The organism is Streptomyces sp. CoH27 (assembly GCF_020181035.1).
Lineage (GTDB): Bacteria > Actinomycetota > Actinomycetes > Streptomycetales > Streptomycetaceae > Streptomyces > Streptomyces camelliae.
Genome location: NZ_JAIQYY010000081.1, coordinates 1 through 5,131 on the forward strand (window position 1 = coordinate 1; position 5,131 = coordinate 5,131).

2 protein-coding genes are annotated in these 5,131 nt (G+C 74.4%); both read left to right on the top strand.

Translation table 11 applies throughout. The features are described from left to right. A partial coding sequence (locus LE548_RS44935; protein WP_225102811.1) for an SDR family NAD(P)-dependent oxidoreductase occupies positions 1–4,180 on the top strand: 4,180 nt, incomplete at its 5' end. Between the two features lie 26 nt (positions 4,181–4,206). Beyond that, positions 4,207–5,131: beta-ketoacyl synthase N-terminal-like domain-containing protein (locus tag LE548_RS44940; protein ID WP_225102812.1), on the top strand; the 925-nt coding region annotated here is incomplete at its 3' end.

Below are 5,131 nucleotides of genomic sequence, written 5' to 3' on the forward strand. Positions count from 1 at the left end.
CCCGGTGTTCTCCACCCTCACCGGCGACTGGGCCGGACCGACCGCCTTCGACGCCGACTACTGGTACCGCAACCTGCGTCACCCGGTGCGGTTCGGCCCGGCCACCGAGGCCCTCGCCGCATCCGGCCACACCGTGTTCATCGAGATCAGCGCCCACCCGGTGCTGGTGATGGGCATCCAGGAAACGCTGGACGCGGCCGAGCTGCCCGGTACCGCCTTCGGCACCCTGCGCCGTGACCAGGGCGGACTGCGGCAGTTCACCGAGGCCGTCGGGCACGCCCACCTGGCCGGCCTCCCTGTCCACTGGGGCCGACTCGCACCCGACGGCGCGCGTACGGTCGAGCTGCCCACCTACCCGTTCCAGGAGGAACGCCTCTGGCTGGACGCCGAGTCGGCGCTGTCCGATGCGGGCGAACTGGGACTGCTCGCCGTCGGCCATCCGCTGCTGGGGGCCGCCGTCGATCTCACCGACGGCGGTACGGTCCTCACCGGACGGCTCTCGGCCGCCGCCCAGCCCTGGCTCGCCGACCACGCCGTCTTCGACACGGTCCTGCTGCCCGGCACCGCCCTGCTCGAACTGGCCATCCGCCTCGGCGACGAGGTGCGCTGCCCGCACGTCGACGAACTCACCCTGGAGGCACCGCTCGTCCTGCCCGAGCACGGCCCCCTGCGGATCCAACTGGTGGCCGAGGCATCCGACGACAGCGGGCGACGCGCCTTCACCGTGCACTCCCGCTCCGACGACGACCTGCCCTGGCAGCGGCACGCGTCCGGCGTCCTCGCCCCGGACGACACGGCGGCCGCACCCCTGCCCGTCCCCGCGACCTGGCCCCCGACCGGCGCCCGACGTGTCGAACTGGACGGTCTCTACGCCGGGCTGGCCGCCACCGGGTACGGCTACGGTCCCACCTTCCAGGGCCTGCGGGCGCTGTGGCAGGACGGCGACGATCTGTACGCCGAGGTCGAACTGGCCGACACGTCCGCCGCCGAGGCCGCACGGTACGGCATCCACCCCGCGCTGCTGGACGCCGTACTGCACGCGCTCTGCTCCGACCGGCCGGACACCGTCCGGCTGCCCTTCGCCTGGGCCGGCGTCCGGCTGCACGCGAGCGGCGCCACCGCCGTCCGGGCCCGGCTCGGCCGCACCGGGCCCGACCGGGTCACCCTCACGCTCACCGACGCCACCGGAGCGCCGGTGCTCACCGCCGACTCGCTCACCCTGCGCGCCACCGACGCCGCACGGCTCGCCGACCGCCGGCACAGCCCCGACGCGCTGCTCGCCCCGCACTGGCGACCGGCCGCCCTGGACCAGGCCATACCGGTGGCCGTCTCCGCCTGGGCCCTCCTGGGGGACGCCCCGCTCGGCGACCCGGGCCGGGCGGCGGCCGACGCCCCACGCCGCCACCGCCACCTGGACGGCCTCCGCGCCGAGTTGGCGTCCGGCACGACGGCTCCGGAGATCGTCCTGCTGCCCGTCGACGCGGTGGCCGTCCCGACGGCGGGCGCCGCCGCCGGGACCCCGGTCGATCCGGCAGCCCCGGACACCACCAAGGCCACCGTCCTCACCGTGCTGACGGCCGTACAGCAGTTCCTCGCCTCGCCCGAGCTGGCGGAGAGCCGACTCGTCCTGCTCACCCACGGTGCCGTCGCCGCGGCCCCCGGGGAGACGGTGGACAACCCGGCCGCCGCCGCCGTATGGGGTCTGGTGCGTACCGCTCAGTCCGAGCACCCCGGGCGGCTCGTGCTGGCCGACCTCGACGCGCCGGATGCCGCGCCGGAGCTCCTGGCCGCCGCGCTCGGCGGCGAGGAACCACAATTCGCGATCCGGGACGGTGAGGTCCTGCTGCCCCGGCTGATCCGCACCGGCGAGCAGGGGCGGCTCGCCCCGCCGGCCGACGCGTCCAACTGGAAGCTCGACACCACCGGCAGGGGCACCTTCGAGAACCTCGCCCTCGTCCCGTCCACCGATGACACCCGGCCCCTGGAGCCCGGTGAGGTCCGGGTCGCGGTCCGCGCCGCCGGCCTGAACTTCCGCGACACCCTGATCGCCCTCGGGATGTACCCCGGCGAGGCCGCGCTCGGCGGCGAAGCCGCCGGAACCGTCGTCGAGACCGCCCCCGACGTCACCGGGCTGGCACCCGGCGACCGGGTGATGGGCTTGTTCCCCCGCGGAGGCATCGCACCTCTCGCCGTCACCGACCACCGCCTGCTCGGCAGGATCCCCCGCGGCTGGACGTACGCGCAGGCCGCCTGCGCCCCCGTCGTCTACCTCACCGCCTACTACGGGCTGCGCGACCTCGCCGACGTACGGCGGGGCGAGTCCCTGCTGATCCACGCCGTCACCGGCGGAGTCGGCATGGCCGCCGTGCAACTCGCCCGCCACTGGGGCCTGGAGGTGTACGGCACCGCCAGCCCCGGCAAGTGGGGCACCGCCCGCACCCTCGGCCTGGACGGTGAACGGCTCGCCTCCTCCCGGAACCTGGAGTTCGAGGAGCGGTTCCGGGCCGCCACCGGAGGGCGGGGTGTGGACGTGGTGCTCAACTCCCTCGCCCGTGAGTTCGTCGACGCCTCGCTCCGGCTGCTCGGTCCCCGCGGACGGTTCCTGGAGATGGGCAAGACCGACATCCGGCCCGCCGCCGACCTGGCCGTCGCGCACCCGGGAGTCGCCTACCACCCGTACGACCTGGTGCTGGACGCCGGACCCGACCGGATCGGCGAGATGCTCGGCGAACTCGCCGACCTCTTCGACCAAGGAGTCCTCACCCCCCTGCCCGTCACCACCTGGGACGCGGCCCAGACACCCGCTGCCTTCCGCCACCTCGCCCAGGCCCGCCACACCGGCAAACTGGCCGTGGTGCTCCCGCCGCGCCTCACCCCCGCCCACACCGTCCTGATCACCGGCGGCACCGGCACCCTGGGCGCCCTCACCGCCCGCCACCTGGTCACCCGGCACGGCGTACGGCACCTGCTGCTCGTCGGCCGGCAGGGCGAACGGGCACCCGGCGCGGCCGAACTGCGGGCGGAACTCACCGCGTTGGGCGCCGAGGTCACCATCGCCGCCTGTGACGCCGCCGACCCCGACGACCTGGCGGCCCTGCTCGCCCGCATCCCGGCCGAGCACCCGCTGACCGCGGTCGTCCACGCGGCCGGCGTCCTCGACGACGCCACCGTGGACCGGCTCACCCCCGAACAGTTCGACCGCGTCCTGCGTGCCAAGGCCGACGCCGCCTGGAACCTGCATCGGCTGACCCGCGACGCGGACCTGTCGGCGTTCGTGGTCTTCTCCTCCCTCGCCGGCGTCCTCGGCAGCCCCGGCCAGGGCAACTACGCGGCCGCCAACGCCTATCTGGACGCACTCGTCCAGCACCGCCGCGGCCAGGGACTTCCGGCCACCTCCCTGGTCTGGGGCCTGTGGACCCAGGCCTCCGGCATGACCGGCGCGATGAACGCGGCCGACGTACGGCGGGTCTCGGCACTCGGCATCCGCCCCGTCGAACCCACCGAAGGCCTGGCCCGGTTCGACGCGGCCCTCGTCCACGGCGGCGCCGTCCTCGTCCCGGCCGATCCCGACACCGCCGCGCTGCGCGCCGCTGAGCCCATGTCCGTGCCACCGCTGCTGCGCGACCTGGCCCACCACACCGTACGGCCCGCCGCGCACACCGCGCGACCCACCGGGGGCGCGGTCCTGGACGGCATGGACGAGACCGAACAGCACCGGTATCTGGTCGACCTGGTCCGCACCCACGCGGCCACCGTCCTCGGGCATGCCACGGCCGAAGCGATCGACGCGGCACAGGAGTTCAAGAAGATCGGCTTCGACTCGCTGACCGCCGTAGAACTGCGCAACCGGCTCGCCACCGCGACCGGGCTGCGACTGCCCGCGACGCTGGTCTTCGACCATCCCACGCCCACCGGGCTGGCCGCCGAACTGCGCACCCGGCTCGCCCCCGCCGACTCCACCCCGAGCGTCCTCGACGAACTCGACCGGGTCGCCGCCCGGCTGCACACCGCCGACGTCGACGCCGACACCCGTACGGCCATCGGCGAACGGCTCGGTGCCTTGCTGCGCTCCTGGACCACCCCGCCCGACGGCGCCGACGACCAGCCCGCCGAGGACCTCGGCTCCGCCACCGACGAAGAACTGTTCAGCGTGATCGAGAACGAGCTCGGAATCTCCTGAGCCTGCCCGGAGGATGTTGACGTCGCATGGCAAACGATCAGACGGCGAACGACGCCAAGCTCCGTGACTACCTGAAGAAGGTCACCACCGAGCTCCGGCAGGCCCGCCAGCAACTCGCCGACACCGAGGCCCGCGCACACGATCCGGTCGCGGTGGTCGGCATGGCGTGCCGCCTGCCCGGGGGCGTGGCCTCCCCCGACGACCTCTGGCAGCTCGTCGCGGAAGGGCGCGACGCGCTCGGCCCCTTCCCGACCGACCGCGGCTGGGACTTCGACACACTGTTCGACCCGGATCCCGAGCGGCCCGGCAGCTGCTACGCCCGCAGCGGCGGGTTCGTCGAGGACGTGGACGGCTTCGACGCCGCGTTCTTCGACATCTCCCCGCGTGAGGCGCTGGCCATGGCCCCGCAGCAGCGGCTCATCCTGGAGACCGCCTGGGAGGCCCTCGAACGCGCCGGCCTCGAACCCGGCGCCCTGCGCGGCAGCCGCACCGGTGTCTACACCGGCGCCGATGACCAGGACTACGCCACCGTGCTCGCCGGTACCTCCGCCGACCTGCACGGCTACATCGGCACCGGCACCCTCTCGGCCCTCATCTCCGGCCGTATCGCCTACACCTTCGGTCTGGAGGGCCCGGCGGTGACGGTGGACACGGCATGCTCGTCGTCCCTCGTCGCGATCCACCTGGCGGTGCAGGCGCTGCGGCGCGGCGAGTGCACCCTCGCCCTCGCCGGCGGCGTCGCGGTGATGGCCACACCCACCGTCCTCACCGATTTCAGCCGCCAGCGCGGCCTCGCACCCGACGGCCGCTGCAAGGCGTTCGCGGCAGGCGCGGACGGCACGGGCTTCGCCGAGGGCGCAGGGCTCCTCGTCCTGGAGCGGTTGTCGGATGCGCGGCGCAATGGTCACCGGGTGCTGGCGGTGGTCCGGGGGAGTGCGGTCAATCAGGATG